This window comes from Nocardia sp. NPDC052254 (assembly GCF_040679495.1).
Taxonomy (GTDB): Bacteria; Actinomycetota; Actinomycetes; order Mycobacteriales; family Mycobacteriaceae; genus Nocardia.
Genome location: NZ_JBFAUW010000002.1, coordinates 800,271 through 826,123 on the forward strand (window position 1 = coordinate 800,271; position 25,853 = coordinate 826,123).

Sequence of the window (25,853 nt, forward strand, 5' to 3'; positions counted from 1 at the left end):
GGTATGTCCGACGGGCGGTGCCGGGTGCTGCTCCACCGCGAGCCGCCGTCGATCTCCGAAGACAAGTATCCCCGAAAAAGTCGTGGTCGCATGGTTATGCGGCAACACTTTACCCAGCACCGTCTGCTGTGAAACGTGCAGACGTGAACCGTGGTTCCACGGGCGGCGCGTAGCGTTGGGCACATTTCGGCGCAGAATCCCGAAATATGTCAAACTTGAGCGGAACAGACTCAACTCCTACCGCGTTGAAATCAGCAGAAGAGTCCGGGCGGCGGCGCTCGGGCCTGACCGATGACAACGCGAGACGACACGTAGGAAGGTGAATGTGGACTCGTTCAACCCCACCACCAAGACACAGGCCGCGCTGACGGCCGCATTGCAGGCGGCCTCGGCCGCCGGGAATCCGGAGATTCGCCCGGCGCACGTGCTGGTGGCGCTGCTGGATCAGACCGACGGCATCGCGGCTCCGCTGCTGAAGGCGGTCGCGGTCGACCCGGCGACGGTGCGACGCGAGGCGCAGGACATCGTCGACCGGCTGCCGCGGGCAACCGGTGCGACCACGCAACCGCAGCTGGGCCGCGAGGCCCTGGCCGCGATCACCGCGGCACAACGGCTGGCGACCGAACTCGGTGACGAGTACGTCTCCACCGAGCATGTCGTGGTCGGCCTGGCCGAGGGGGATTCCGACATCTCCCAGCTGCTGCTGAAGTACGGCGCCACCGCCGACGCCCTGCGCGAGGCGTTCACCACCGTGCGCGGCAACACCCGTGTCACCTCGGCCGATCCCGAGGGCAGCTATCAGGCGCTGGAGAAGTACTCCACCGACCTCACCGCCGCCGCGCGCGAGGGCAAACTCGATCCGGTCATCGGCCGCGACACCGAGATCCGGCGTGTGGTGCAGGTGCTCAGCCGCCGCACCAAGAACAACCCGGTTCTCATCGGTGAGCCCGGTGTCGGCAAGACCGCCATCGTCGAGGGGCTGGCCCAGCGCATCATCGCCGGCGATGTTCCCGAATCGTTGCGCGGCAAGAAGCTGGTGTCCCTGGACCTGGGCGCCATGGTGGCCGGCGCCAAGTACCGCGGTGAATTCGAGGAACGGCTCAAGGCGGTACTGGAGGAGATCAAATCCAGTGCCGGGCAGATCATCACCTTCATCGACGAGATGCACACCATCGTCGGCGCCGGCGCGACCGGGGAATCGGCGATGGACGCGGGCAACATGATCAAGCCGATGCTGGCGCGCGGTGAACTGCGCCTGGTCGGTGCCACCACGCTCGACGAGTACCGCCGGCACATCGAGAAGGACGCCGCCCTGGAGCGCCGGTTCCAGCAGGTGCTGGTCGGTGAGCCGTCGGTCGAGGACACCATCGGCATCCTGCGCGGACTCAAGGAGCGCTACGAGGTCCACCACGGTGTGCGGATCACCGACTCCGCACTCGTCTCGGCGGCCACGCTGAGCGATCGCTACATCACCTCGCGCTTCCTGCCGGACAAGGCCATCGACCTGGTCGACGAATCGGCCTCCCGGCTGCGCATGGAGATCGATTCGCGGCCGGTCGAGATCGACGAGGTGGAGCGCGCGGTGCGCCGCCTCGAGATCGAGGAGGTCGCGCTCGCGAAGGAGACCGACGAGGCGTCCAAACAGCGGCTGGAGAAGTTGCGCCAGGAGCTGGCCGACGATCGCGAGAAGCTCAACCAGTTGATGGCCCGCTGGCAGAACGAGAAGCAGGCCATCGACTCGGTCCGGGTCGTCAAGGAGGAACTGGAGTCGCTGCGCGGCGAATCCGAGCGTGCCGAACGCGACGGTGATCTGGGCAAGGCCGCCGAACTGCGCTACGGCCGCATCCCGCAACTGGAGAAGCAGCTGGCCGAGGCCGAGAAGAACGCCGGCAAGACGGGCGGCGGCGTCGAGGACGAGGTCATGCTCAAGGAGGAGGTCGGCCCGGACGATATCGCCGAGGTGGTCTCGTCGTGGACCGGCATTCCGGTGGGCCGCATGCTCGAGGGGGAGACCCAGAAGCTGCTGCGGATGGAGGACGAACTCCGCCATCGGGTGGTCGGGCAGTCCGAGGCCGTCACCGCGGTGTCGGATGCGGTGCGCCGCGCCCGCGCCGGTGTCGCCGACCCGAACCGGCCCACCGGTTCGTTCATGTTCGTCGGGCCGACCGGTGTCGGTAAGACGGAGCTGGCGAAGGCCCTCGCGGACTTCCTGTTCGACGACGAACGCGCCATGATCCGCATCGATATGAGCGAGTACTCCGAGAAGCACGCGGTGGCTCGCCTGGTCGGCGCCCCGCCCGGATACGTCGGCTACGACCAGGGCGGTCAGCTCACCGAAGCGGTGCGGCGACGCCCGTACACGGTGGTGCTGTTCGACGAGATCGAGAAGGCGCACCCCGATGTGTTCGACATCCTGCTGCAGGTGTTGGACGAGGGACGGCTCACCGACGGTCAGGGCCGCACGGTGGACTTCCGCAACACCATTCTCATCCTCACCTCGAATCTGGGTGCCGGCGGCGACAAGGAAATGGTGATGAATGCCGTGCGGGTGGCGTTCAAACCGGAATTCCTCAACCGCCTCGACGATGTGGTGATGTTCTCCGCGCTCGACGAGGAACAGCTCGAGGACATCGTCGACATCCAGTTGGCGCAGCTGCAGAAGCGGCTGTCGCAGCGACGGCTGAAGCTGGACGTCAGCGATTCGGCCCGGTTCTGGCTGGCGGTGCGCGGATACGACCCGGTCTACGGTGCGCGGCCGCTGCGCCGGCTGATCCAGCAGGCCATCGGCGATTCGCTGGCCAAGGAGTTGCTGGCCGGTGAGGTCACCGACGGTGATCTCGTGAAGGTCAATGTCGCTCCCGACGGCGACGGGTTGATCGTCGGCCGATGATCGGGTGAGACGCGCGATGTGTGAGTGGTGTGTGACCGATGTGTGAGTGATGTGTGAGTAATCGATCCCCGCTCACACATCGCGCATCTGCCCCTACCCTGGTGGCATGACGAATCCGAGCGACCCGTGGGCGCAGCGACCGGATTCACCCGATACGCCGACCGAGAAGCTCGGCGCATCGGGCCGGGATCCGGGCGAAACGCCGACGCACACGACGGAATACTCGGAGGCCTACGGACGCCGGGACCCGTACGAGAGCACCACACCGTACGGTCACCCCGGCCCGTACGAGCACACCGCTTCTTACGAGCGCGGCTCCGACCCCGCGGCCGGGACCAGAGAATTTCCCGCCCATCCCGACTATCAGGGCCAGTTCTTCGAACAACCGCCGGGCCCCAACGGCACCCGTGAACTTCCGCCCTACGACAGTCGGTGGGGTGCCTACGAGTCCGAGTACGGCCCGTCCGGCGGATACCCGACCTACGGTCCCCCCGGGACCGGTCCGCAGCCACCGACCGGCCCCACCGGTCTGCCGGTCGAGCAGCCTCGCCGCCGGACCGGAATGTGGTTACTGCTGACCGCCGCGGTCTTCGTCCTGGTGGTGCTCGGCGGTATCGCAGCCGGTCTGTTCCTGGCCGGTAACGACAATTCCTCGTCCACCGAGGCGGCCACGGGCGGCTCGGTTCCCACTCGGATGCCGGCTGTACCTCCCAACCCCTCCGGTGCCCAGCCCACTCTCCCCGCACTGCCCGGCCTGGGCGGTATCGACGGCCTCGGGGCGACCATGGGCACGGTGAGCAGCAACGACGGCTCGACCATCGTGCTCCAGTCCCTGCTCGGCTCCACCGTGACCGTGCACACCGACGCCGATACCCAGGTCATCTCGTCGGGCGCGGGCGCGGTGGCGGATCTGCACCAGGGCGACATGGTCGTGGTTCAGGGTGACAAGGCCCAGGACGGTTCGATCACCGCGAAGATCATCATCAGCACCCAACTGCCGCGTTAGCCGCCTCCGCGAAGCGGCGACAGATGAACACAGCCGCTGCGGGGCGAGCATTTGTCTGCCCACCAACTAGACTCGGGAGCGATGACGGCAGCAATCTGGTTCGGCCTCGCGGCGATCGCACTCGTGGGTGCGATCGTACTGCTGTATTTCGATCGCGTGCAGCGGCAGCGGACCGGACACGTACGGCAGGTCTGGGCCAAATCCCAGGGATACACCTACGTTTCGGTCGAACCCTCGCTGGCGTCGACATGGCGGCGGGGCGCGATGGCCAAACTGGGGTATCTGTCCGCGATCGATGTGGTTTCCGGGAATCGTAAGGGCGAGAAGTTCGTACTGTTCGATCTCGAGGACGCCGCGACGCTGGTCGCCGTGCGTCGGCAGATCGGTTCGGACATCGATATCGACCTGCGTCTGAAGACCGCTGCCCCGCCCAAGGACGCCGATCTGGAACTGCTCGGCGCAATCGGTGACCGGGTGGTGTTCGCGACCAATCCGGATGTCGCCCGCCATGCCGTGGATCAGCGCATGGTCCACTTCATCGAAACGCTGCCGGACTCGGTGCAGCAACTGTGGAGTGAGGGCAACTGGACGCTGGGCATGTTGCCGGTCGGCACCGTGTCCAAGGACTGGGAAGCCGCGATCGATTCCGTGCTGCGGCTCTCGGGTCTGCTGCACGTCCTGCCGCCGGTGGCCGGTGGTGATCGGCGCATGGAGGCCGATCTGCACGATCCCGGCCGCCCGCGCCCGGATTTCGACGATCGCTACGACGAGCCGGTCGTCCCCGCCGCCGACCGGCGCTTCGACGACTACGACGAGCGCCCCGCCGACCGCTACGAGGACGACGAGTTCGACCAGCGTGGGCCCGGCCGCTTCGACGACGATCATCGCCAGGAGCGCGACGACCGCGGTCCCGAGCGTGCGGACCGCGGTCCCGAGCGTGCCGACTTCCGTCCGGAACGTGCGGAGTTCCGCCCCGAGCGTGAAGACCGCGGCGCGGGGCACGAGGCCTTCGGCCCCGGGCATCCTGACTACCCCCGGCTCGACGACGGCCCCCGCGGCGACACCCGCCAGGCGCCGATTCCCGAGCCCGGCCGCGGCCGGATCGACGACGCGGGCGACAGCTCGCCCGGCTCGCCGGTCGATCAGGGACGAGCCGACGGTCGTGATCTCGGTGAGCGCGCGGTGCACGACCCGGCCGATCGCGCGTCCGGTGTGATCGCCGCACCGCCCGCGGGTGAATCCGAACAGGCCGCGCCGCGCCGCCCCGCGCTGGCGGTGGTGCCCGATCCGCGTAATCGGGTCCGCCGCAACTGGCCGCCGGCCCCGGAATACACCGAGGATCCCGAGGACGAGGAATCCGGTTCGGTCGCAGCGGATCTCGAGGAGTCGCAGGCCGAGGACGAACAAACGAAACGTCCGGGTGGTCCGTTCCATCCGGGGTTCCGCCCGTATCAGGGCCCCGCACCGCGGTGACCGGTCCGGTGCACGAGCCGGTGTCCGGGCGCCGACATCATCCGCCCCGACATCAGGTGGTCACCCCATGACCGACAGTTCCGCGAAGCTCCCCGGCGCCACCCGCCCGGTGGCCCTGGTCACCGGCCCGACCTCGGGTCTCGGCGAGGGATACGCCACCCGCCTGGCCTCCCTCGGCTACGACCTGGTGCTGGTCGCCCGCGACGAACAGCGCCTCACCGCACTGGCCGACGAGATGCGGCGCCGGTTCGGCACCGCCAGCGAGATTCTGGCGGCCGACCTCGCGCAGGCCGAAGGGCGCGACCGGGTCGCGGCCCGCTTGGACGAGGGCGTCGAATTCCTGGTCAACAATGCGGGTTTCGGCCTCACCGGCGAATTCTGGACGGTGGAACAGGCGGCTTTGCAGGCCCAACTCGACGTCCTCGTGACGGCGGTGCTCCAATTGACCCGTGCCGCGTTACCGCCGATGATCGCCGCAGCCAAGGGTTCGGTGGTGAACGTGGCCAGCGTGGCCGGGCTGGTACCGGGCCGAGGCTCGACCTATTCGGCGGCCAAGGCCTACGTCATATCCTTGACCGAGGGTCTGGCAGGTGGCCTGGCCGGGACCGGAGTCCGGGTGCAGGCGCTGTGCCCGGGGTTCGTGCACACCGAATTTCACGAGCGCGCCGGAATCGAGATGGATTCGCTGCCGAAACCCATGTGGCTCGACGTCGATCAAGTGGTGTCCGGTTCGCTGCAGGATTTGGAGAAGGACCGGGTGATCAGTGTGCCCGGAATGCAGTACAAGGCGCTCACCGCAGCCGCCGGACTGATTCCGCGCAGCGTGGTGACCCGCCTCAACCGAGGCATATTCAACGCACGCGGAAGGACGTAGACCCACATGATCGAAACCACCACCGACCGGGACAGATTGGCAGACCTGGTCCGGGAACTGGCGGTCGTGCACGGCCGGGTGACGCTGTCGTCCGGTAACGAGGCCGACTACTACGTCGACCTGCGCCGGGCGACCCTGCATCATCAGGCGGCGCCGCTGATCGGTTCATTGTTGCGAGAGTTGGTGTCGGACTGGGAATTCGACGCCGTCGGTGGTCTCACCATGGGCGCCGATCCGGTGGCGCTGGCCATGTTGCACGCACCGGGCCGGCCGCTGGACGCGTTCGTCGTCCGCAAGGCCGCCAAGACCCACGGTATGCAGCGGCAGATCGAGGGGCCGGAGATTTCCGGTAAGCGCGTGCTCGTCGTCGAGGACACCACCACCACCGGTAATTCCCCGCTCACTGCTGTCCGAGCCCTGCGCGATGCCGGTGCCACCGTGGTCGGCGTGGCCACCGTCGTGGACCGCGAGACCGGCGCCGACCAGGTCATTGCCGCCGAAGGGCTGGAATACCGTTCGATCCTCGGGCTGAAGGATCTGGCTCTGGGCTGACTTTTGGGCCTGGGTTAGCCTGGACGCTGGTTCGGTGTCCGAGTGTGAAGGGTCGAGTGAGTCTCCAGTGGTGAGCATTGCAATCAATGAGGGTCGCAAGAACGTTGCGATGCTCGGCATCGGCGCATACCGGCCGAAACGTGTCGTCAGTAACGCGGAGGTCTGCGAGGTCCTCGATTCCACTCCGGAATGGATCTTCGAACGCACCGGCATCCGCAATCGGCGTTGGATCAGCGAGGACGAAACCCTGCGCACCATGTCGGCGGCCGCGGGTGAACGCGCGATCGCCAACAGCGGTATCGACCGTTCCAAGATCAACACCCTGATCCTGGCGACCTCCAGCTGGCTCAAACTGACACCGCACGGCGCTCCCTCGATCGCCTTCGATCTGGGCATGAACGGTATTCCGGCCTTCGACCTGACCTCCGGATGCGGTGGCTTCGGCTATGCCCTCGGCGTGGCAGCCGATCTGATCCGGTCCGGCTCCGCGGAATACGTGCTGGTGATCGGTGCGGAGACGATGACCGTCGGACTCGATCCCACCGATCGCGGCACGGCGATGATCTTCGGTGACGGCGCCGGCGCGGTCGTGGTCGGCCCCAGCGACCTCAACGGCATCTCCCCGACGGTGTGGGGCAGCGACGGCGAGAGCGCCGAGGCCATCGCCCAGGACGTCGATTTCTACGCGTACATGGACAAGGCCCAGGCCCTGCAGGGCGCCGATCCGGCGACCGAGCCCATCGGCCGGATGTCGCTGCGGATGGAGGGTCCGCGGGTGTTCCGTTGGGCCGCTGTCACTTTGCCGCGAGCACTGTCGACCGCGCTCGAGGTGTCCGGGGTCGCCAAGGAGGACATCGAGGTCTTCGTGCCGCACCAGGCCAATTCGCGCATCAACGAGTTGATGAAGAAGAACCTCGGCCTGGCCGACGACATCCCGATGGCCAACGACATCGAGAACACCGGGAACACATCGGCCGCTTCGATTCCGCTGGCCATGGAGGAAATGCTGGTGTCCGGCAAGGCCAAGGGCGGGCAGCTGGCTCTGCTCCTCGGTTTCGGCGCGGGGCTGAGCTATGCCGGGCAGGTCGTGACCCTTCCGCCCAAGCCGGACGAGCCCAGCTTCTGATCGCATCGGCGAGGAGGACAGCGCATGCCACGTCCGTTCCGGGCGGCCTTCGTCGCAGCCGCGGCGGTGACCGTCGCCGGTGCTGCCACCGGCCGTGACCGTTGGCAGTGGGTGGCGAAACCCCTGATGATGCCGCTGCTGGCCGCGGATGCGATCCACAGTGGCGACGGGTTGTCGCGGACCGAGCGGCGGGTGCTGCTGGGTTCGCTGGCCGCGGCCACCGTCGGCGATGTGCTGCTGATCGATCCCGACGACGACCGCCGCCTGATCGCCGGTGCCTCGGCGTTCGCGGTGATGCAGACCGGCTATTCGGTGCTGTGGTGGCGGCGGGGTGCGCGTCCGCGTCCGGATATCGCGGCGCCACGTGTCGCGGCATGGCTCGGTGCCGGTGCGCTGTTGTGCACCCGGGCGCCACAGCTCGCCGCACCTCTCACCGTCTACGGCGCGACCCTGGGTACCGCGGCCACACTCGCCTCCGATCCGGCGCTGGCACCCGGTGCGAAAACTGTTGCGGGAACGGTGATTCCGAATCGAGACCCGCGTAGCCGGCTCGCGCTGGGCGCATTGTTGTTCACCCTGTCCGACGGTCTGATCGTGCTCCGCCGGCTGTTCGCGCGGACCACTCGATCGCGCCGGAGCAGCGAGGCGGTCGTACTCGCGACCTATGCCGGTGCGCAGTACCTGCTGACCGCGCCCACCCGCTTCGACTGACACGTCTTTCCGGTGCTCACCACCGGTGTCAGAGGCAGAGCATGATGCGATCGCGGTCCACGGGATCCACCCGGATCGAAATGGTCTCGCCCACATGCATTCTCGGCTGGTCGATCGGTGCCACATCGAAAACCACCGTGCCCCGGTAGGTTTCCGACCCCGGCACGGTCAGTTCGAGATCCAGTTCGGTCATCTCGGTGTGATGATCGGTGTGGTGCAGTGGATGCACCCCCTCGATCGTCGCCCAGCCTTCCAGACCGTGCCGCAGCAACCGGCGATCCGAGCGCGAGGGCCGCTGCGCGACCATCATGCCGATCCCCACACAGGATCCGAAGGCCCCCACCAGCGCCATGACCTGGTATGGCTCGGTCCCCGGTGGCGTGTGCCGCTGAACCCACCCCAGCCACACCGCGAGCACGATCACGTATCCGACCGTGACCCCGAGTACGACCCGAAGTATGCGTGCGTGGTTCATGACCGCCTCCACCACCCGCGGATATCTCCAGGATAGGCGGCCCGGGGACCGAACATCCAGGATCGCGCGCAACGGACAGGGCGCGATTTCGCCGCGGCGTCAACCCCGCAGCCGCAGCACCGCCATGACCCGGCGATGGTGGGTGTCCGAGGGCGGCAGATCCAGTTTCAGGAAGATGTTGCCGATGTGTTTCTCCACCGCCCGCTCGGTGACGGTGAGGCTGGCGGCGATGGCGGCATTGGTCAGGCCCTGGGCGATCAGTTCCAGGACCTCGCGTTCGCGCGGAGTCAGACGGGCCAGCGAATCCTGTTGGCGTGCAGCGCCGATCAACTGGCTCACCACCTCCGGATCGAGCGCGGTGCCGCCGGTCGCGACGCGGTGCAGGGCATCGACGAATTCGCGCACATCGGCGACCCGATCCTTGAGTAGATAGCCGACCCCGCCCGCACCGCCCGCGAGAAGTTCGGTGGCATAGCGGGTTTCGACCCATTGAGAGAACACCAGCACACCGGTGTCGGGGTGTGAACGACGCAACGCGATGGCCGCCAGCAGACCTTCGTCGGTGAACGAGGGCGGCATCCGCACATCCACCACCGCGACGTCCGGCCGGGTCCGCGCCACGATCTCGCTCAGCCCGGTCGCATCGCCGACCATCGCCACGATCTCGTGCCCGCGTTCGGTCAGCAGTCCGGCGAGTCCGTCCCGCAGGATGGCGCTGTCCTCGGCGATCACGATGCGCAGGGCGCCGTTCGCGGCGGTCATCGCGGTCCCGCGGTCGGCAGCGTGACGGTGACGACGGTCGGACCGCCGATCGGGCTGTCGACGGTCAGTTCGCCGTCGACGCCGCGCGCACGGGCGGCCAGGCCCGACAGTCCTCCGCCCACCAGGCGTTCGGCCGGGGCGTCGGGCCGCGCCGGCCGGGATTCGATGGTCTCGCCCGGTTGCCGTACACCACCGTGGCCGTTGTCGCGCACGCTCACCATCATGGTCGACGAACCGGACGGGGCCACCGATACCCACGCCGCGTTCGCCCCGGAGTGCTTGACCACATTCGTGAGCAGCTCGGCCACGGAGAAGTAGGCGATCGCCTCGATCGCCGGACTGGGCCGTTGCGGCAGGTGCACCCGCAACTCCACCGGAATCGAGCAGCGCGCGGTGAGAGTTTCCAGGGCCGGTTCGAGCCCCAGTTCCAGTGCCGGTGGATGGATACCGCGCACGAGCTCCCGCAGTTCGGCGAGGGCGTCCTTGGCGCCCGCGCGGGCATCGGCGATGAGGGTGGCCGGATCGTCTCCGGCGGCGAGGCGTTCCTCCGCGCGGCCCAGTGACATCGCGATACTCACCAGCCTTGCCTGGGTGCCGTCGTGCAGATCACGTTCCAGCTGCCGCAGTGTGGCCGCCGAATCCTCGACCGCGACGCGCCGACCCTCCTGTAGTTCGACCATCCGGCGATCGGCGGCGGTCGGGGTCAGCAGGGCCAGCATCAGGGCGCGGTGAATCCAGCACACCCCCCGCACGATCCACGGCAGGACGAAGCAGCCGATGATCCCCACGGCCGCCATGCCGAGCACCCGGGGCCAGGTATCGATGAAGTAGTCGCCGAACTGGGCCAGCGAATGATGTTCGCGCCCTTGCGCATCCACATTGGTGGGATGGAACAGCAGCCAGGGGATCGGGGAGATGGCGGTGAAGACCGTCATCGCGACGACGATCAGCACCCAGTACCCCAGGAAGATCCCGAGCACACTCTCCACGATCAGAAAGGCCAGCGCGCGCCACGAACTCCGGTCGGTGAAGGCGCCGCGTAGCCAGGCGAAGAATCCGGGTTGCGGCCGGAATGGTGGTGGTTCGGGCAGATCGGTGCTCAGCAGCACCCCGCCCACCGCGCGGTAGATCCGTCCCCAGATCCGCCCGCCCAGGAGCACACCGGCCAGCAGCGGGATGCCGATGAGGGTGAGCGAGGTGAACAGGCCGGCCCCGTAGCCGGCGAACAGATAGGTGAACACGATCCCGCCGAGGACCGCGGCGACGATCAGGTAGGTGAGTTCTTTCCAGGTCCGGGCCTCGAACGGTGCGCGCAGGACGGCGCGCAGCACGCTACGCACCGTCGGCGGCCGGGCGTCGGGACGGTCGAGTACGAGCGTCGGTTCGGCGAAGGTCTCGGTCATGGATTCCATGCTGGTCGGACCGCATCCGCGCGGCGAGGGAGCAGACCGGCGAATCGACGGTGTGGACAGCACCACCCTCACCCTCGACGCTACCGTGAGCGTGCCCGGTGGGGCCGCACGCCGCTACGATGACCCGCGTGAATTACCCGCCTCCGCCGTCGTACGGCTACGCGCCGTATCCGGCGCCGGACCATCCGCAGGCCAACACGATTCTGATTCTGGGAATTCTCAGTCTGTTCTGCGGGGTGCTGGGCCCGTTCGCGTGGGTCATGGGCCGGCGGACGCTGCGCGAGATCGACGCGTCCTACGGGACCATCGGTGGCCGCTCGAATGTGCAGGTGGGGTACATCTTCGGCATCGTGTCCACGGTGCTGACCGCGGTGGGCCTGATCATGACGCTGGTGTGGATCGTCGCACTGGTCGTCTTCGCGATCGGCGCGTCGGCCTCGTGAGTGTCACGGACGGACCCGGTCCCATCGACGCGGACGGACCCGGTCCCATCGAAGCCGACGGTCCCGGTCCCACGGAGTGGGGCGAGCATCCGCACGGTGTCGGACCGTGGCGGGCGGAATTCGGTACCGAGCCACCGGACGATCCACGCCTCGACCCCGAACTGCTGGCGCAGGGTGATCGCCGCAATGTGGTCGACGCCTACCGCTATTGGACGCGGGAGGCGATCGTCGCCGACATCGATACTCGCCGCCATCCGCTGCACATCGCGATCGAGAACTTCGGGCACGACGCGAATATCGGAACGGTGGTGCGCACCGCCAACGCCTTCGCCGCCGCGGCGGTGCACATCGTCGGGCGGCGGCGATGGAACCGCCGGGGCGCCATGGTGACCGATCGCTATCAGCACATCGTGCACCACAACGATGTCGCCGAGTTGCTGGAGTTCGCCGACGGCGCCGGGCTCTCGGTGGTCGCGGTGGACAATGTGCCGGGCTCGGTTCCGCTGGAGACCGCACGCCTGCCGCGCAATTGCCTGCTGCTGTTCGGCCAGGAAGGCCCCGGGGTGACCGAGGCGGCGAAAAAGGGAGCCGCGATGACGGTGTCGATCGCCCAATTCGGTTCCACCCGCAGCATCAATGCGGGGGTCGCGGCCGGAATCGCGATGCACGCGTGGATAACTCGGCACGCCGATCTCGGCCGGGCCTGGTAGCCACCGCGAGTGTCGCAATCCGGTGTTTCGGATCGCGGACACGGTTCGATCGTGTAACAAATCGGGCGCGAAATCGGGGTCGGAACTGGCACCATGTATCCATGAACTCGCGGAGCGACGACGTGCAACCGCGTCCGGCTCTGCGGCGGGGGCGAGCACGAGTCGAATCCGCTGCCGAGCCGGGCGCCGAAATCTGGGCACAGCGAGCGGATGCTGCCGAATCCGCTGTCCTGTCCAGACATCTGCGGCCACTGTGGTTGCTGCCCGGCACCGACCTGGGTGTGGTCGGCTGGCCGGCGACCCGGACCGAGCGGCTCTTCTTCACCTGGAACTATTGGTGGCAGGCACATCTCATCGATTGCGCTGTCGATGCGGCCAATCGGGCGGCGACCCCGGCACGCACTGCCCGGATCGCCGCCGTCGCCCGCAGTCACCGGCTGCGCAACATCACCGGCTGGACCAACAACTACTACGACGATATGGCCTGGCTGGCAATAGCTTTGGAACGTGCCGAGCGCACCCAGGGTATCGCCGAGGTGCGCGGCGGACTCACCGCGCTCGAACAGCAGCTGATGGCGGGCCGGCAGCCGGAGATCGGCGCGGTGCCGTGGCGCAAGGGGGCCGACTACTACAACGCGCCCGCCAACGGACCCGCCGCCATCGCCTTGGCCCGGCTCGGCCACATCGACCGTGCCGTGGGTATCGCCGACTGGATCGATGCCACGCTGCGCGACCCCGACACGGGTCTGATCCGTGACGGCATCCATCTGCCCGGCGGCCGCATCGAGAATCCCACCTTCAGCTACTGCCAGGGTGTGGTGCTCGGACTGGAGACCGAACTGGCCGTGCACACCGGCGATGCGCGCCACGCGGACCGGGTGCAACAGCTGCTGCACGCGGTCGAGGAGCACATGACGGCGAAGAACGTCGTCACCGGCGGTAGCGGCGGGGACGGTGGACTGTTCAACGGAATTCTCGCGCGCTATCTGGCCCTGGTCGCGATCATGCTGCCCGGTGCGGACGCCGCGCGCCAGCAGGTGCGGCAGTCGGCGGCCGCCATCGTCAAGGCCTCCGCGGTCGCTGCCTGGGGACATCGGCTCGAGGTGGAGGGGGAGCCCCTGTTCGGTCCGGACTGGACCGTCGCCGCACGGCTGCCGAGTGGCACGGCCGGCGCCGGCCGCCCCACCGGAGGCGGTTCGGTCAGTCCCTCGCGGACACCCGAGCGGGATCTGTCGGTACAGCTGTCGGGCTGGATGCTGATGGAGGCCGCGCAGATGGTCACGGCCGCCGGGTTCTAGGCATCCGGGGTTCTCAGGACCGCGGGTTCGTCCAGACGATGCGGGTATGGCTCGCGCCGACGCGTCGTTCCGCTCGCAGGGTGCGCAGCGGCACGGTGTCGGCGTGCGCATCGCCCGGTACGCCGTCCAGGTCGGCGCACTCCAGTGCGAAGTCCTCGGTCGGCCGCGACATCTCCGTTCGGTACTGCCGCAATCCGAGGACGGTGCCGACGATCAGCACCACGATCAGTGATCCGCTGACCGTCGGCATCAGCCACGACACCTTGTTCAGATATCCGCCGGTGTAGTAGCCGAGCAGCAGCAGGATCGGCGCCCAGATCACCGCGCCGAGCGAACTGGCCACGGTGTAGCGGCGGTGATCCATTCCGGCGGCGCCCGCCACCATCGGGCACAGCGTGCGCACCCAGGGAATCCAGCGCGCGATCAGCACGGCCGCGAAGCCGTGCCGGTGTAATAGATCGGTGACTCGCGCCAGATTTTCGGCATTGATGTATTTGCCGTTCTTCCGGGCTATCAGACGGTGACCGGTTCGCGAGCCGATCACATAACCCACCTGATTACCGGCGATGGCCGCGACCATGGTGGCCACCACCAGACCCCACACCTGGGTGTGCCCGGTCTCGTGGGAGGCGAAGATGATGCCCGCGGTGAGCAGCATCGAGTCACCGGGCAGGAACAGCCCGATGATCACCGCGCACTCGAGGAAGACGAAGACCAGGACCACGGTCCACACGAGTGCCGGCCCGGCGGAATGCAGGGGATCCATTCCGCCCAGTGCGAGGGGTAGAGGCGTAGCAGGCAATGGTGTCAGTGCGTGGGTTCGTTCGTCGATACGGACATCTCGGGCTCCTCGGCGTCCAGTACCGGCTCGTGGTTACGCAACTTCTTCGCCACCGAGATGATGGCGGGCAGGATCGAGACGAGCACGATCAGCAGGAAGATGGCCTCGACGTGATCGCGAATGAACCCGACGTTGCCCAGGAAGTATCCGAGGATCGTGATACCGCCGGCCCACAGGACGCCACCGATGATGTCGAAGGTCAGGAACTTGCGGTAGTCCATCTTCGACACACCCGCGAGCACCGGCATGAAGGTGCGCACGATCGGCACGAATCGAGCCAGGATGATGGTCTTCGGGCCGTACTTCTCGAAGAACGCGTGCGTCTCGGTGACATAGCGCTGTTTGAAGAAGCGGCCGTCCTCCTTGTGGAACAGCGCGGGCCCGATGGCCCGGCCGATCCAGTAGGCGCACTGGTCACCGGCGATCGCGGTCAATGCCACCGCGGGGACCAGTACCCAGATGGAGACCGGCGGATGTTCGACCGCCGCGAGCAGACCGCCGGTGAACAGCAGTGAATCGCCCGGCAGGATCGGGAACAGCAGCCCGGTCTCGATGAAGACGATGACCAGAATGGCCGGCAGCACCGCGCTCTTCAGCGGTGACTCGGTCAGTAGATACATGGGGTCGAGCAGCTGCTTGACGGAGAATCCGTCGGCGAGCGTGTTCGTGATGGCCAGCATGGTCACCGGCCCCACAGTACCGGTCACCCCCCGTTCGCACCGAACCTCACGGGAACCTCTCAGGTCTTGGCGAATTTCGGTCAATTGGTTTTTCCGCGGACCCGAGCGGGTAACGCGGGCCCGTGCGTCACCGGGCAACTTCGCCGCAAGTGCCGCCGACCGGATCCCGCCTTTCGCGGCAATGGTCGATGAACTTAGGGTAGGGCCATCAGGATTGTTGTTCGCAGCACACTACGGAGGTCCCTCAGTGCCCATCGCGACTCCGGAGGTCTACGCCGAGATGCTCGGTCGGGCCAAAGAGAACTCCTTCGCCTTCCCCGCCATCAACTGCACCTCGTCGGAGACGATCAACGCCGCCATCCGCGGCTTCGCCGAGGCCGGCAGTGACGGCATCATCCAGTTCTCCACCGGTGGTGCCGAGTTCGCTTCCGGTCTGGGTGTGAAGGACATGGTCACCGGCGCGGTCGCGCTGGCGGAGTTCGCCCATGTGGTCGCGGCCCGCTACGACGTGACGATCGCACTGCACACCGACCACTGCCCGAAGGACAAGCTGGACGGTTTCGTCCGCCCGCTGCTGGCCATCTCGGCCGAGCGGGTCAAGGCCGGGCAGAATCCGCTGTTCCAGTCCCACATGTGGGACGGTTCGGCCGTGCCGATCGACGAGAACCTCGAGATTGCCAAGGAGCTGCTGAAGCAGTCCGCCGCGGCCAACATCATCCTCGAGGTCGAGATCGGTGTCGTCGGCGGTGAAGAGGACGGCGTCGAGGCCGAGATCAACGAGAAGCTCTACACCTCGTCCGAGGACTTCGCCAAGACCATCGATGCCCTGGGCGCCGGTGAGAACGGCAAGTACCTGCTGGCCGCCACCTTCGGCAATGTGCACGGTGTGTACAAGCCGGGCAATGTGGTGCTCAAGCCCGAGGTGCTGGCCGAGGGCCAGCGGGTGGCCGCGGCCAAGCTGGGCCTGGGCGACGGCGCCAAGCCGTTCGACTTCGTCTTCCACGGCGGTTCGGGCTCGCTGAAGTCCGAGATCGACGATTCGCTGAAGTACGGCGTGGTGAAGATGAACGTCGACACCGACACCCAGTACGCGTTCACCCGCCCGGTGGCCGGGCACATGTTCGCCAACTACGACGGTGTGCTGAAGATCGACGGCGAGGTCGGCAACAAGAAGGTGTACGACCCGCGCAGCTACCTGAAGAAGGCCGAGGCGTCGATGACCGAGCGGGTCGTCGAGGCCTGCAACGACCTGCGTTCGGCCGGCAAGTCGGTCGGCTAGTCCGCCCCCCCGAGATCGCCGGCCCGCCGCTCCGAGATTTCAGCGGGTCGTCGGGTGCGGGGAGAATTGCGCTCCGGACCGCAGTCGGATCGGGTCTCGAGCGTTCCCGGCGAGTTACCCGTGTTCTCGCGAAATCGGTTGTCGCGCGAGTACCGGGTCGCCGGTGGCATGAGGTTCCCGTCGCCCATTCGTCGTGGCAGGGGGTGTGGTGATTCGACGACCACCACACCCCCGGTCATATCGTCCGACGTCCACGCAGTTGTCCCGGGACGGGCCGCGCGCGATGATCGTTGCGTGAGCACATGGGCAATCCGCCGGGTTCGACAGCGACCCGGCCGGCACGAAATGCAGGACCTGTGAGCAATCCGACCGGCCCCCAAGCAATTACACCGTCTTCCACCGGCCTCGATGTCCGCGTACTCGGCCCGGTGCGATTACTGGTCGGTGGTGAATCCGTCGCGGTGGGCGGTCCGAAGCCCAGGACGCTGCTGGCCGCGCTCGCGGTGAACCGGCGCCGCGCGGTGTCCTCACAGGCACTGGCCGATATCGTCTGGAACGAGGATCCGCCGGACTCCTATCAGGCGAGTCTTCAGGTCTTCGTTTCCAATATTCGTAAGGCCCTGCGCAATTCGGGGGTGGACTCGGCCGCGGTGCTTCGTACCGAATCCTCGGGCTACCGGCTCGAAATCGCCGACGACGATTGCGATCTCGGCCGATTCGAGGCCACCCGCAAGATCGCTGCCGAGGCGGGTGCGGGCGGTGATCACGAGGGCGCTTCGCGATTGTTCGGTGCGGCACTCGCGCAATGGAGCGGCAACGCCCTCGACGATCTGTCGGGCACCCGTTTCGCCGACAGCTTCGCCACCGCCATGGACGAGGAGCGCCTGCTCGTCGCATCGGCCCGGATCGACGCCGAGATCGCCTGTGGCCGAGCCTCTTCGGTGGTCGGCGAGCTGGTGTCGATGACCACCGCGCACCCGATGCGGGAACCGCTGTGGGTGCAGCTGATCACGGCACTGTATCTGTCCGGACGCCAGGCCGACGCCCTGGAGGCGTGCCGCCGGGTGCGGGCGGTGCTCGCCGACGAACTCGGTATCGATCCGGGGCCGGCGCTGGTCGAACTGGAGAAGCGGGTCCTGCGGCAGGAACCTCTCAACACGATGGCCATCGCTCAGGTCGAGCGGATGGCGAAGGCCATGACCGAAACCGTCACCGAGGCCCCGCGCAGCGCCCGCGGCGGGAAGCTGCGGATGGCGGATGGGCGCGTGATTCCGATTGCCAAGGGCGGGTTGAAGATCGGCCGCATGACCGACAACGATCTGATCCTCGACGATCCCAAGGTCAGCCGTTATCACGCGCATGTGCTGCCCAGCCGGGCCGGCATGCTGATCAAGGATCTCGCCTCCGCGAACGGAATCCACGTCGACGACGAGGTCGTCGACGGCGGCACCATGTTGTTCGGCGGCGAGCTGATCCGGATCGGCTCGACGGTGCTGGCCTTCGAAGCCGACAGCTGATGACACCCGTCCCTGGGCGATGAACACCGATCACGGCTGACGGCCGGGTATGGTCGGCGCGGGTCAGGCTCGCGCGATGAGGGTCGCGGGCGAATCAATCCGATCGCCTTCGCAAGGGGTTGCTCATGGGTGTGCGCGTGCAGGCTTCGGTCGGTGTGGTGCTGCTCGGTGCCGGGCTGCTGGCCGGCATGCCGGGTTCGAGAGCCCTCGCCGACCCCGGAAGAGATTCGCCCGCAACGGTTCCCGGTGCGGGACCGTGCGCGGCCGATCCGGTGCCCGTGCACGAATCGGTGGTACCCAAGACGCTGGATGTGTCGATTCCGTATCCGGTCGTCACCGTCGATCGGCCACCGCCACCGGCGACTCCGGTGCGCACCAGCATGCGACTACCCGTCGATCCGTGCACCAGTCCCTGCCCCGACCTCACCGACGGCCCGCCTCCGGAACCCGGCCCGCTGAGCCGGATCGGACTGCCGGATGTGCTGCTGAAGCCGCAGCCGTTCTACTTCGCGCTGCCGCCGGGCCCCTCCCCGGAGCCCGGGCCCCCCGGGCCACAGCGGGTGGAGCCGCCGACCGAACCCGCGCCCAAGACGGCGGGCCGGCCCGCGCCGCGGGTGGGGGAGGTCACCGAGGCGGCGAAGGAGACCGGTGCGAATTCGGTCAACCGCACCGATAAGCGCTGGCAGGTCAACGGCACCGATCTCGGCATCATGTGGGAGAGCGCGCCGGGTGAGATCGCGACGGCGTTCGGGGACACCGTGGGGCACGGCTTCCATCCGCCGGGCGGGATGGGGGAGGACTGGCGCAGTAATCTGCTGGGCTTCAGCACGAATCGTGACCTGGACAAGGGCCTGATCATCGATCACATGGTCACCGACGCCCGCTGTCACGCAGCCGAGGTGCTGTCCAGTCGTAAGAAGGACAATATCGAGATGACCACGATCCCGACTTCGGGATTCACGCTGCCGCACCAGGGTTCGGCCGATGGGACACGGCAGTTCATGAGCTACATGTCGATTCGGACGTGGAACAGCATTCCGGGCACGTTCTACACCAACTACGGTGGCATCGCCTATTCCGACGATCACGGTCAGACCTGGACCAAGGATCCGCACGCCAAGTGGGACAACATCTTCGGGGTCTCGAACTTCCAGGTGTCGGCGATGGTGCCGCAGGGTGACCATGTCTACCTGTTCGGTACGCCCAATACCCGGCTCGGCTCGGTCGGAGTCGCGCGGGTGCCCGCGGATCAGGTGCTCAACACCTCCGCGTATCAGTACTGGCGCGATGGCGCGTGGACAGCGGTCGGCGGATCCGCTTCCGCCACACCGATAGTCGACGGACCCGCCGGTGAGTTGTCGGTCCATTACGACTCCGGCAGGGGGGTGTGGCAGATGAGTTATCTGGACACCGCCAAGGCGGCGATCGTACTGCGCGAATCGAATTCACCGCAGGGTGAATGGTCACCGAGTTCCACGCTCGTGAGCGTGACGCCGGAGTATCCCGAGCTCTACGGCGGCTTCATCCATCCGTGGTCGACGCCGTCGGACCTGTACTTCACCATCAGCACGTGGAGCGATTACAACGTGTACCTGATGCACGCCCGGATGAACTGATCGCGCGGAAGCCTCCTACGACAACCGGACTTCGGCCAGCGCGCGCCCGAACAGTTTCTTACCGTCGCAGGTGGCGTTGAGCAGCACCGTCGCGGCACGCAGCTCCGGGTCGAGCGCCTTGATCTTGGCGGTGAAGGCGATCTGCGCGGGCTGCAGCGGCGGTACCGGAACGAATCCGGAGAACCGGACGCTGTAGGACGCCACCGCCGCGGGATCGCCGAGCCACGAGGTCAGATACTGAGCGCCCAGCCCCATGGTCAGCAGGCCGTGCGCGACCACCGTGGGCAGGCCGGCCAGTTCGGCGGCGGCGTCGCTGAAGTGGATCGGGTTGGGATCGCTGGCGACACCGGCGTAGTTCGCCAGGTCGCCGCGCGTGAGTTGCATTGTCGCCAGGGGTAATTGGTCACCCACCGCGAGGTCCTCGAAATGCGGGAGCGTGTCGACGGTGATGTCGCGGCCGGTGGGGTCCACCGCGGCCTCTTCGGTGGTGATCGGAATCAGGATCTCCGGGTCCGATTCGATGACCTCGCGGCGGTGCATGACCACACCCTCGACCAGTCGCACGATATCGGCGTCGACCGCGCCGCCGAGCCGGGCCACCAGCGTTGCCGAGCCGACCTGCACGACCGTGCCCTCGGCGTCCAGGACGGTCGCCTTCACGGTGATGAAGTCGTTGCCGCGCAGATGCCGGATCGACTCGATCTCGGCCTCACTGCGCAGCACGTCCCCGGCCACGATCGGGCGAAAGATCTGAAAGGTCTGATCGGTCTGCAGAATCTGCGACAGATCGTATTCGCTGAGCACATTGTCGAGCAGGGCCTGCGTGGTGTTCATGCCGATCACCGAGGCGAAGGTGGGCGGCGCCACCAGCGAATCCCAGCCCAGTTTGCCGGCATCGGCCTCGTAGTGATGGGCCGGATGATGGTTCTGTACCGCGCGCGCGAATTCGCGGACCTTCTCCCGGCCGACTTCGTAGTGGTCCCGAATTCGGTAGTGCCGACCGGCCAATGCCGTGGATGCCGGCGCGTCGGGTGCCAGCTCCGGCATGTCCCTTGCTCCCCTGCTCGATTTTTACTGCGTAAATGCATGACGCACACGTGGGCGCCGCCGTGACAATCCGAGCCATGCTATCGACGCCTCGCACCCCTGACCAGGTATCTGTGACGTTGGTCGCGGCCGAGAAGCCAGGTGACACCGGGTGACGACAGTCGTCACCCGGTGGATTTCCTGTGGATTACTGAGTGGCGACCTCGGGATCGCACACCTTCCAGCCACCATCGGTTTGCTGCAGATCGAAGGTACGCGCGGTCGAGCGGCTCGGGTCGGCGTCAGTGTAGACGTTGACCTGGGCGACGGCCTTGTCGCCGGTGATCTGGACGGCCTCCACGCTCGCGACCTTCGGAATCTTCTTCTGATCGGCCGCGAGCTTGTGCACGCCGGCGTATTGGTCGGAGGCGATGTTCTGGTAGAACTCGTGCAACTTACCGCAGGTCGAGGACTGCAGATCGGTGAGTTTCCCCGACGCCAGCGCATCCGTGTACGTGGATACCGCGCCCTTGACCTTGGCCTCGGGTGAGTTATCCGATCCGCCGGTGGTGAATGCGATCACCGCCACGATCGCGATGATCACCACCACGACCGCGCCGGCGATGACGAGCACCCGGCGATTGTTCCTGCCCGGCACCGCACCGGCCGCAGCGGGGTCCGCGGCGGGGACCCGCTGCGGCTGGGCCACCGGGCGGGGCGGCATCGGCTGCGGTGCGCCCTGCTGCGGGGTGACCGGCTGGGCGGGGGTGGTCATCTTGATGTCGGCGGGTGAGGGAGCACCACCCGGACGCTGCGGTGCGGGGCCGTTGGGACCCTGCGGACCGGGTTGCCCGGGACCGCCGAGCGGTCCCTGCTGTCCGGGGCCACGGCCGGCTGGTCCGGGACCGCCGACGGGGCCACCGGGGCCCTTCGGGCCGGTTGCCGCGCCCAGACCGGCGGCGGCCGCGGCCGAACCGGCGGGGCGGCCCTGCGGTCCCTGTTGCCCGGGGCCGGCCGGGCCGTTCGGTCCGGGACGATTCGGCGGGCCCGCCTGGCCACCGGGGCCCTGTTGTGCCGGAGCCTTGCGCAACTTCTCGGTGGCCGCCTGGTCGGGCCGCTGAATCGGCAGCACGGTGGTGGCTTCGTCGGAAGGGTTCGAAATCGACGGAACCTGTTGTTGCGCAGGTGATTGCTTTCGATCGCCGCTGTCGCCGGAATCGGGTGCCGGCTTCGGGGCGGCGAGCTTCTGTGTCGACTCCTCGCCGGAGGAGGCGGAGACCTTGGGCAGGGCAACGGTTTCGGAGTCGCCCGCAGCTGTCGCGTCGGTGGCCGGGCTCGCATCCTTCGCGGAGGCGGCCGGGGCGTCCGGAGTCGCCGCGGCGGCGGCACCGGTACCGGCCGCCGCGGCAGCGCCTGCGACGTCGGTCTTTTCGCTCTTCGGTGCGTTCGAATCCGTCTTGTTCCCGGTTGCTGTCGTCGCGCCGGACCCCGCCGCCGTGTCCGACTCCACGGTCTTGCCGGAGTCTTTCGCTCCTCCGGCCGGCGCGGTCCTGCCCGGCTCGGAGGCCTTCTCGGATGCCGCGTTCTTGCCGGGTGCCGGATCGGCGCCGGGCTTCGTCGTGTCGGTCTCCGGAGACCCGACACCCGCGGAGCCTCCGGAATCGGCAGCGTCCCGGTCGGGCTTCGAGGTCTTGGGGATGGCGACCGTCTCGGCTTCGCCGGAAGCGGCGGAACTCGTTGCCGCCGAGGCCTTGCCGCTCGCGCCGGGCGCAGCGGCTCCGGGCTTCCGGCCCGCGGACTCCTCGGCACCACCGGCCGACTGGGGGGCGTCGGTCTTGTCCGTCTTCTCGGACCCGGCCTTTCCGGAGCCGGACGCACCCGCACCGGTGTCGGCCTGCTTCGGCGCATCTGTCGAGTCCGCGCCGGAGACGCGGATCACCTGGGTTTTCGCCGACGGTGTCGACGCTCCCGGTAGCTGATCGCGGGAGATCCGCTGAGTCTGCCCGGCGTCACCGCCGCCGTCCGCCGCACCGGTGCTGTCCGGTCCGTTCGTGCCGGGGGTGGAACCGCCCTGCTGGGCAGGTTTCGTCGGACGGTCGCCGTCGGCGCCCTGTCGCGGCTTCTGGTCGTCGTTCGGGTCGGACAACGCGGTACCCCTTGCTCAGTATCAGCTGTCGGTCGTCAACTGGTGGTCTCCGTCGGCAAGCCTAATGGGGGCGGGGCCGCCACGAAGCGCCGGACGCGGAACCGCGCGGCTTTTGTCTCGGTCGAGCCGTTTCCGATGCGGAGCCGATCGTGTCCGACGCCGGGACTGTCGAGCTTTCCCCCGGGAGGGGACGATGCGGCGCGCGAGGCGTCCGCGGCGGCGGTGCACAATGAAGCCCATGACCTCCTTCGGTGATCTGCTCGGACCGCAGCCGGTATTGCTTCCCGAAAACACGGAAGCCGAACAGGCCCTGCTGGACAATCAGGACCCGGCGCAGGTCGCGGCCGCCCATCCGACGGCGTCGGTGGCCTGGGCACAACTGGCCGAGGACGCGCTCGGGCGCGCCGGAATCACCGGCGCCACCGAGGCGCCGGCCGAGGTGAGCCTCGATCTGGTCGCGGCGTACGCCTTCGCCCGCACCGGTTATCACCGCGGCCTGGACCTGCTGCGCCGCAACGGCTGGAAGGGTTTCGGGCCGGTGCCGTGGAGCCACGAACCCAATCAGGGTTTCCTGCGCAGCGTCGGCGCGCTCGCCCGGGCTGCCCAGGCGGTCGGTGAGAACGACGAATACGCCCGCTGCCTGGACCTGTTGGAGGATTGCGATCCCCGCGCGGCCGGCGAACTCGGTCTGGACTGAATCTGACCGGCTCGGAACGGCTCGCGACCGCAATCACCGTCGACGCGGTCCGCGACAGCGGTAAACAGCGGATGCGTACCGGCTGGCAGCGGTTGCGCCGGTCCGCACTCCCGATCGTGCAGTGCGCGGTGGGCGCCGCGCTGTCCTGGTTCATCGCGCATCGGCTGGTGGGTCATCCGCAGCCGTTCTTCGCGCCGATGGCCGCGGTCATCTCGATCGGCGTGTCGTTCGGTGCCCGGTTGCGCCGATCGGTGGAGCTGGTCGGCGGGGTCGCCGTCGGCATCGGAATCGGTGACTTCTTCATCAGCCGTGTCGGTACGGGACCGTGGCAGATCGCGCTGGTCGTGGGCGTGGCGATGGCGACCGCGGTCTTCCTCGACCGGGGCGCGGTCATCCCGATGCAGGCGGCCAGTTCCGCCGTACTGGTCGCGACGCTGATGCCGCCGAGTGCCGGCGGCGGCCTCAATCGCATGGTGGACGCGCTGGTGGGTGGCCTGGTCGGGGTCGTGGTGGTCGCAGCCATCCCACTGCATCCGGTGCGCCGGGCGCGCCAGCAGGCCGCCGATATCCTGACCGTGGTCGGCACGGCGCTGTCCGGATGCGCCGACGGCCTGCTCGAGCAGGATGCGGAAAAAGTGCGCGCCGCACTGGAATCCGTGCGCGGGACACAGCCGCAGATCGACGGGTTGCGCAATGCGGTGGAGGGCGGTCGCGAGGTCAGCCGGATCTCGCCGCTGTACTGGAATTCCCGCCCGCGGCTGGAGGCGCTGCGCGATGCGGTGGAGCCACTGGACAATTCCGTGCGCAATACCCGAGTTCTGTTGCGCCGGGCGCTGACCCTGGTCCGCGACGACGAGATCCTCGATCCGCGGATGATCGCGGAGGTGGAGGAACTGGGGCAGGCCGTGGATGTGGTGCGGCGCTACGTTCTCGCCGAACCCGGCCGTGAGCCCGACGCGGCCGATGCGACCCGCGTGCTGCGCCATGTCGCCAAGGGGGCGACCAAGGATCTGGTCGACGGCGCCGGTCTGTCGGCCCATGTCGTCTTCGCCCAGTTGCGTTCCATCGTGGTCGATTTGATGCAGGTCTGCGGCGTCCGGCGATTGTCCGCGATCGCCCTGCTCCCGCCCACGGTGCGCAACCCCTATGTGGCGCCACAGGATTGATCGCTGAGCCGGCGAAAATCCCTGCGGTGCAGTAGTGCTGCGGCTACTCGCGGGTGATTGGCCGCGCCCGCGTGCCGGGCCGGCGTTCGATCGGGTAGTCGACTACTCGTGTCCGGACACGGCATCGCTCGTAGCGTGGTTCCTGACCGCGTCGACGAGGGGTGGGCGCGGTCGGAGACTTCGTGACGGCAGCAGGTGCGGCCGGTCGACGGGCGGCCGCCCGCGCAGGGGGCGGGGAGCGCCGTCACGAAGAGGGCCGCCCGGTTTCTGTCCACCGGCGAATCGGACAGGAATCGGGCGGGCCCGCGCCCGGGCGGCAGACGCCTCAGGTCCAGAATCGGGTCAGGTAACTGCCGATGCTCACCCAGCTCGACGGCACGCCGGACAGTTCGAACACCCAGTAGACCGCGTTGAAGAAGATCCGGTTCAGCTCCGGTACCCACAGAATCGCGAGCAGCAGGAGCAAGCCGAAGGGCTTGATCTGCTCGAGCGACCGCCGGGTCTGATAGCTCAGCGAGGGTTCCAGGATCGAGTAACCGTCGGTGCCGGGGATCGGCAGCAGATTGAGGATGGTCGCCGTGATCTGCAGGAACGCCAGGAAACTCAGGCCGAACCAGAAGGCGGCGTGCGAATGCGCCGAGCCGGCGAACCGGACGATCACCAGCAGCACCACCGCGCACAGCGCGTTGATCGCCGGACCGGCCGCACTGATCATGCGACTGGTGCGCGGCGAGAAACTCTGCGTGTTCAGATAGACCGCGCCACCGGGCAGTGCGAAGCCGCCGAGCGCGATGAAGAAGATCGGCAGCGCGATCGACAGCAGTGGATGGCTGTATTTGACCGGATTCAGGGTCAGATATCCGCGGATCTGCACTTCCCGGTCACCGGCCCGCCACGCGGTGTAGGCGTGCCCGAATTCGTGCAGGCACACGCTCAGGATCCACCCCGCCACGACGAGGACGAAGACCCCGGCCTTGGCCCGGGTGGACAGTGGATCGGCATCCCAGGCCAGTGCTCCACCGAGCACGGTGATCACGACGATGAGCAGGAACACCGGACTGGGCCGGACAGCGTGCCGGCGATTCCAGGCGCCGATGCGATCAGTCATGACACACCCCCGTCAGCGGATCGGTACCGGGACACGCCCGGGATG

Annotated in this window: 23 protein-coding genes; 15 read left to right on the forward strand and 8 right to left on the reverse strand. The window is 67.7% G+C overall.

What is annotated here, in order from left to right:
- Positions 1 to 325 precede the first annotated feature (325 nt).
- The 7 genes from clpB (at position 326) to AB0L57_RS08590 (ending at position 8,632) form a co-directional block, all read left to right on the forward strand.
- Entirely contained in the window at positions 326 to 2,890 is a 2,565-nt protein-coding gene (gene clpB, locus AB0L57_RS08560; protein WP_364958997.1) for an ATP-dependent chaperone ClpB, read from the forward strand.
- A 106-nt stretch (positions 2,891 to 2,996) separates the two neighbouring features.
- On the forward strand, positions 2,997 to 3,896 hold the full coding sequence (locus tag AB0L57_RS08565) for a DUF5666 domain-containing protein (RefSeq protein ID WP_364958999.1): 900 nt from the start codon (positions 2,997 to 2,999) through the stop codon (positions 3,894 to 3,896).
- Between the two features lie 81 nt (positions 3,897 to 3,977).
- Entirely contained in the window at positions 3,978 to 5,369 is a 1,392-nt protein-coding gene (locus tag AB0L57_RS08570) for a hypothetical protein (protein ID WP_364959001.1), read from the forward strand.
- A 67-nt stretch (positions 5,370 to 5,436) separates the two neighbouring features.
- Positions 5,437 to 6,243, forward strand: a complete 807-nt coding sequence (locus tag AB0L57_RS08575) for an SDR family NAD(P)-dependent oxidoreductase (RefSeq protein WP_364959003.1) — start codon at positions 5,437 to 5,439, stop codon at positions 6,241 to 6,243.
- A gap of 6 nt (positions 6,244 to 6,249) precedes the next feature.
- Entirely contained in the window at positions 6,250 to 6,795 is a 546-nt protein-coding gene (gene pyrE, locus AB0L57_RS08580; protein ID WP_364959005.1) for an orotate phosphoribosyltransferase, read from the forward strand.
- A gap of 67 nt (positions 6,796 to 6,862) precedes the next feature.
- Entirely contained in the window at positions 6,863 to 7,921 is a 1,059-nt protein-coding gene (locus tag AB0L57_RS08585) for a beta-ketoacyl-ACP synthase III (RefSeq protein ID WP_364959007.1), read from the forward strand.
- Between the two features lie 24 nt (positions 7,922 to 7,945).
- Positions 7,946 to 8,632, forward strand: coding sequence for a lysoplasmalogenase (locus AB0L57_RS08590; protein WP_364959009.1), 687 nt, complete (start codon positions 7,946 to 7,948; stop codon positions 8,630 to 8,632).
- A 28-nt stretch (positions 8,633 to 8,660) separates the two neighbouring features.
- On the opposite strand, the gene AB0L57_RS08595 is transcribed toward AB0L57_RS08590, so the two are convergent.
- The 3 genes from AB0L57_RS08595 to AB0L57_RS08605 all read right to left on the reverse strand — a co-directional run bounded on the left by AB0L57_RS08595 (position 8,661) and on the right by AB0L57_RS08605 (position 11,272).
- Entirely contained in the window at positions 8,661 to 9,107 is a 447-nt protein-coding gene (locus AB0L57_RS08595; RefSeq protein WP_364959010.1) for a hypothetical protein, read from the reverse strand.
- A gap of 99 nt (positions 9,108 to 9,206) precedes the next feature.
- Positions 9,207 to 9,869, reverse strand: a complete 663-nt coding sequence (locus AB0L57_RS08600; RefSeq protein ID WP_364959012.1) for a response regulator transcription factor — start codon at positions 9,867 to 9,869, stop codon at positions 9,207 to 9,209.
- Positions 9,866 to 11,272: a sensor domain-containing protein gene (locus AB0L57_RS08605; RefSeq protein ID WP_364959014.1), complete on the reverse strand. Its 1,407-nt coding sequence runs from the start codon at positions 11,270 to 11,272 to the stop codon at positions 9,866 to 9,868. The genes AB0L57_RS08600 and AB0L57_RS08605 overlap by 4 nt, the downstream gene beginning before the upstream one ends.
- Before the next feature lie 137 nt (positions 11,273 to 11,409).
- Here AB0L57_RS08605 and AB0L57_RS08610 point away from each other — a divergent pair, with 137 nt between their 5' ends.
- From AB0L57_RS08610 to AB0L57_RS08620, 3 genes are all read left to right on the forward strand, one after another.
- Positions 11,410 to 11,724: a DUF4190 domain-containing protein gene (locus AB0L57_RS08610; protein WP_364959016.1), complete on the forward strand. Its 315-nt coding sequence runs from the start codon at positions 11,410 to 11,412 to the stop codon at positions 11,722 to 11,724.
- A gap of 47 nt (positions 11,725 to 11,771) precedes the next feature.
- Positions 11,772 to 12,434, forward strand: a complete 663-nt coding sequence (locus AB0L57_RS08615) for a TrmH family RNA methyltransferase (protein WP_364959341.1) — start codon at positions 11,772 to 11,774, stop codon at positions 12,432 to 12,434.
- A gap of 101 nt (positions 12,435 to 12,535) precedes the next feature.
- On the forward strand, positions 12,536 to 13,732 hold the full coding sequence (locus AB0L57_RS08620; protein WP_364959017.1) for a glycoside hydrolase family 76 protein: 1,197 nt from the start codon (positions 12,536 to 12,538) through the stop codon (positions 13,730 to 13,732).
- A 13-nt stretch (positions 13,733 to 13,745) separates the two neighbouring features.
- On the opposite strand, the gene AB0L57_RS08625 is transcribed toward AB0L57_RS08620, so the two are convergent.
- Together AB0L57_RS08625 and AB0L57_RS08630 are read right to left on the reverse strand one after the other, a co-directional pair.
- Positions 13,746 to 14,498: a DedA family protein gene (locus AB0L57_RS08625; protein ID WP_364959019.1), complete on the reverse strand. Its 753-nt coding sequence runs from the start codon at positions 14,496 to 14,498 to the stop codon at positions 13,746 to 13,748.
- A 41-nt stretch (positions 14,499 to 14,539) separates the two neighbouring features.
- Entirely contained in the window at positions 14,540 to 15,253 is a 714-nt protein-coding gene (locus tag AB0L57_RS08630; RefSeq protein WP_364959343.1) for a VTT domain-containing protein, read from the reverse strand.
- A 247-nt stretch (positions 15,254 to 15,500) separates the two neighbouring features.
- Here AB0L57_RS08630 and fbaA point away from each other — a divergent pair, with 247 nt between their 5' ends.
- The 3 genes from fbaA to AB0L57_RS08645 all read left to right on the forward strand — a co-directional run bounded on the left by fbaA (position 15,501) and on the right by AB0L57_RS08645 (position 19,665).
- Positions 15,501 to 16,532, forward strand: a complete 1,032-nt coding sequence (gene fbaA / locus AB0L57_RS08635; protein ID WP_364959021.1) for a class II fructose-bisphosphate aldolase — start codon at positions 15,501 to 15,503, stop codon at positions 16,530 to 16,532.
- Between the two features lie 356 nt (positions 16,533 to 16,888).
- On the forward strand, positions 16,889 to 18,049 hold the full coding sequence (locus tag AB0L57_RS08640) for a BTAD domain-containing putative transcriptional regulator (RefSeq protein ID WP_364959023.1): 1,161 nt from the start codon (positions 16,889 to 16,891) through the stop codon (positions 18,047 to 18,049).
- Between the two features lie 125 nt (positions 18,050 to 18,174).
- Positions 18,175 to 19,665 (forward strand): DUF4185 domain-containing protein, encoded by a 1,491-nt coding sequence (locus AB0L57_RS08645; protein WP_364959025.1) that lies wholly within the window; start codon positions 18,175 to 18,177, stop codon positions 19,663 to 19,665.
- Between the two features lie 15 nt (positions 19,666 to 19,680).
- Here AB0L57_RS08645 and AB0L57_RS08650 read toward each other — a convergent pair whose 3' ends face one another.
- On the reverse strand, positions 19,681 to 20,712 hold the full coding sequence (locus AB0L57_RS08650) for a fused (3R)-hydroxyacyl-ACP dehydratase subunits HadA/HadB (protein ID WP_364959027.1): 1,032 nt from the start codon (positions 20,710 to 20,712) through the stop codon (positions 19,681 to 19,683).
- A gap of 187 nt (positions 20,713 to 20,899) precedes the next feature.
- Positions 20,900 to 22,837: a hypothetical protein gene (locus tag AB0L57_RS08655; RefSeq protein ID WP_364959029.1), complete on the reverse strand. Its 1,938-nt coding sequence runs from the start codon at positions 22,835 to 22,837 to the stop codon at positions 20,900 to 20,902.
- Between the two features lie 238 nt (positions 22,838 to 23,075).
- On the opposite strand from AB0L57_RS08655, the gene AB0L57_RS08660 reads away from it, so the two are divergent.
- Both AB0L57_RS08660 and AB0L57_RS08665 read left to right on the forward strand, forming a co-directional pair.
- Positions 23,076 to 23,534, forward strand: coding sequence for a DUF3151 domain-containing protein (locus AB0L57_RS08660; RefSeq protein ID WP_364959031.1), 459 nt, complete (start codon positions 23,076 to 23,078; stop codon positions 23,532 to 23,534).
- Positions 23,535 to 23,605: 71 nt separating this feature from the next.
- On the forward strand, positions 23,606 to 24,700 hold the full coding sequence (locus tag AB0L57_RS08665) for an FUSC family protein (protein WP_364959033.1): 1,095 nt from the start codon (positions 23,606 to 23,608) through the stop codon (positions 24,698 to 24,700).
- Positions 24,701 to 25,025: 325 nt separating this feature from the next.
- On the opposite strand, the gene AB0L57_RS08670 is transcribed toward AB0L57_RS08665, so the two are convergent.
- Positions 25,026 to 25,808 carry a site-2 protease family protein gene (locus AB0L57_RS08670; protein WP_364959034.1) on the reverse strand — a complete coding sequence of 261 codons (783 nt, stop codon included), beginning with the start codon at positions 25,806 to 25,808 and terminating at the stop codon, positions 25,026 to 25,028.
- Between the last annotated feature and the right edge of the window lie 45 nt (positions 25,809 to 25,853).

Coding starts and splice junctions, on each gene's coding strand:
- AB0L57_RS08650 (WP_364959027.1), bottom strand. CDS start 20,712: ATGCCGGAGCTGGCACCCGACGCGCCGGCATCCACGGCATTGGCCGGT.
- AB0L57_RS08600 (WP_364959012.1), bottom strand. CDS start 9,869: ATGACCGCCGCGAACGGCGCCCTGCGCATCGTGATCGCCGAGGACAGC.
- AB0L57_RS08590 (WP_364959009.1), top strand. CDS start 7,946: ATGCCACGTCCGTTCCGGGCGGCCTTCGTCGCAGCCGCGGCGGTGACC.
- AB0L57_RS08570 (WP_364959001.1), top strand. CDS start 3,978: ATGACGGCAGCAATCTGGTTCGGCCTCGCGGCGATCGCACTCGTGGGT.
- AB0L57_RS08665 (WP_364959033.1), top strand. CDS start 23,606: ATGCGTACCGGCTGGCAGCGGTTGCGCCGGTCCGCACTCCCGATCGTG.
- AB0L57_RS08595 (WP_364959010.1), bottom strand. CDS start 9,107: ATGAACCACGCACGCATACTTCGGGTCGTACTCGGGGTCACGGTCGGA.
- AB0L57_RS08630 (WP_364959343.1), bottom strand. CDS start 15,253: ATGCTGGCCATCACGAACACGCTCGCCGACGGATTCTCCGTCAAGCAG.
- AB0L57_RS08645 (WP_364959025.1), top strand. CDS start 18,175: ATGGGTGTGCGCGTGCAGGCTTCGGTCGGTGTGGTGCTGCTCGGTGCC.
- AB0L57_RS08620 (WP_364959017.1), top strand. CDS start 12,536: ATGAACTCGCGGAGCGACGACGTGCAACCGCGTCCGGCTCTGCGGCGG.
- AB0L57_RS08605 (WP_364959014.1), bottom strand. CDS start 11,272: ATGACCGAGACCTTCGCCGAACCGACGCTCGTACTCGACCGTCCCGAC.
- AB0L57_RS08575 (WP_364959003.1), top strand. CDS start 5,437: ATGACCGACAGTTCCGCGAAGCTCCCCGGCGCCACCCGCCCGGTGGCC.
- pyrE (WP_364959005.1), top strand. CDS start 6,250: ATGATCGAAACCACCACCGACCGGGACAGATTGGCAGACCTGGTCCGG.
- AB0L57_RS08660 (WP_364959031.1), top strand. CDS start 23,076: ATGACCTCCTTCGGTGATCTGCTCGGACCGCAGCCGGTATTGCTTCCC.
- AB0L57_RS08670 (WP_364959034.1), bottom strand. CDS start 25,808: ATGACTGATCGCATCGGCGCCTGGAATCGCCGGCACGCTGTCCGGCCC.
- AB0L57_RS08625 (WP_364959019.1), bottom strand. CDS start 14,498: ATGGATCCCCTGCATTCCGCCGGGCCGGCACTCGTGTGGACCGTGGTC.
- AB0L57_RS08565 (WP_364958999.1), top strand. CDS start 2,997: ATGACGAATCCGAGCGACCCGTGGGCGCAGCGACCGGATTCACCCGAT.